General features: G+C 71.9%; 2 protein-coding genes. Both read right to left on the reverse strand.

What is annotated here, in order from left to right; all coding sequences use genetic code 11:
- Nucleotides 1–984: LysR family transcriptional regulator (locus tag CFP71_RS32120; protein ID WP_093937698.1), on the reverse strand; the 984-nt coding region annotated here is incomplete at its 3' end.
- On the reverse strand, nucleotides 981–1,404 hold a 424-nt coding region (locus CFP71_RS32125; protein WP_093937699.1), incomplete at its 5' end, for a sigma-70 family RNA polymerase sigma factor. The genes CFP71_RS32120 and CFP71_RS32125, both read right to left, overlap by 4 nt.

Consider the following 1,404-nt stretch of genomic DNA (forward strand, 5'->3'; position numbering starts at 1 on the left):
TGGGTTGGCCGCCGCCCACTCGGGAAGCCGATGCCGGATGGCGGCCAGTTCGGTGATCGCGTGCACCAGTCCACTTCGGACGGCGGAGACGTCGACGGGTGATCCGTCGCGCCACAGCAGGACATGCCGGGTCCTCAGCGGCACACCCCGCAGGGCCACCACCGAACCCGGCATCGTGGAACCGGAGTCGAGGGACTGGGCCAGCGCCACCGCGCGGGCGTCGCGCCGGACGGTCTGGCGCAGCACCATCGGCTCCAGCTCCTGCACGGTGATCGTGCCGAGGCCCGCCCGGGCGCACTCGTCGGTCAGGTGGTCGTGGAACTCGTCGTCCCCGCCCGCCACCGCCAGCCAGGTCGAATCGGTGAGCTCCGCCAGCGAAACCTCGCCGCGTCCGGCGACAGGGTGCTTCGGGGACACGATCACGAAGACCGGTTCCGTCCCGACGGGAAGCAGGTGGACCCCGTCCGGCGGAACGATCTCCTGCCCGGGGTGGTCCACATACAGCGCCAGTTCGACCGTGCCGTCGAGAAGCGCGGTGAACAACGCGGTCCGGCTGGTCATCGCGAGCAGTTCGACCGGGCGTCCGGGGGCGGCCGCGGTGACCACGCCGCTCAACGTCTCGGCGAAGACGGTGGGGAGCGCGCCGATCCGGAGCAGGCCCTCGGACGGCGCGCGATGGAACCGGCGGATGGCGAGGTCGAGCTCGTCCGCGGCGACCAGGACCCGCCGCGCGTGGTTCAAGAGCACCTCGCCCAGCGCCGTGGGCCGCACACCGTGGCGGTCCCGTTCGAACACCGTCCGTTCCAGGGCCCGTTCGACCCGGTGGAGTTGCGCGCTCAGCGCGGGCTGGGAGAGCCCGAGCGCTGTCGCGGCCTTCGCGATGCTGCCCGCCGACGCGATCGCGTCGAGGAGGCGCAGATGCCGGACGTCGATTTCCACCGGCCAAGTATGGCCGTCCCCGGGGCCGATGAGCGGGCTGATCACAGGTCGTCCTCGCTGATGATCGTGCGGAGTTTGTTCAGGGCGCGGTGCTGGGCGACCCGGACCATGCCGGGGCTCACCCGCAGGACCGCACCCGTTTCGGGCGCCGACATGCCGACGGTGATCCGCAGCCGGAGGATCTCCTGCTGGATATCGGGCAGGGCGCTCATCAACCGGGTCAACCGGTCGTGGCCGTCGGCGGCGAGGGCGTGCCACTCGGGCTCGTCGGTCTCGGACGTCGCACGGTCGGGCGGATCGGGCGTGGGTTCGGATCTGTCCCGCGCTCGCCCCCGGAAGGCAGCGGCGACCTTCCGGGCGGCGATCCGCAGAACGGTGGTGAGGAAGGAACCACCGGTGGCCCTGGCCTTCGGAAGCGTGGTGAGGACCGCGAGACAGGTCTCCTGCGCGACGTCCTCCGCGGCG

This window comes from Amycolatopsis thailandensis (assembly GCF_002234405.1).
Taxonomy (GTDB): domain Bacteria; phylum Actinomycetota; class Actinomycetes; order Mycobacteriales; family Pseudonocardiaceae; genus Amycolatopsis; species Amycolatopsis thailandensis.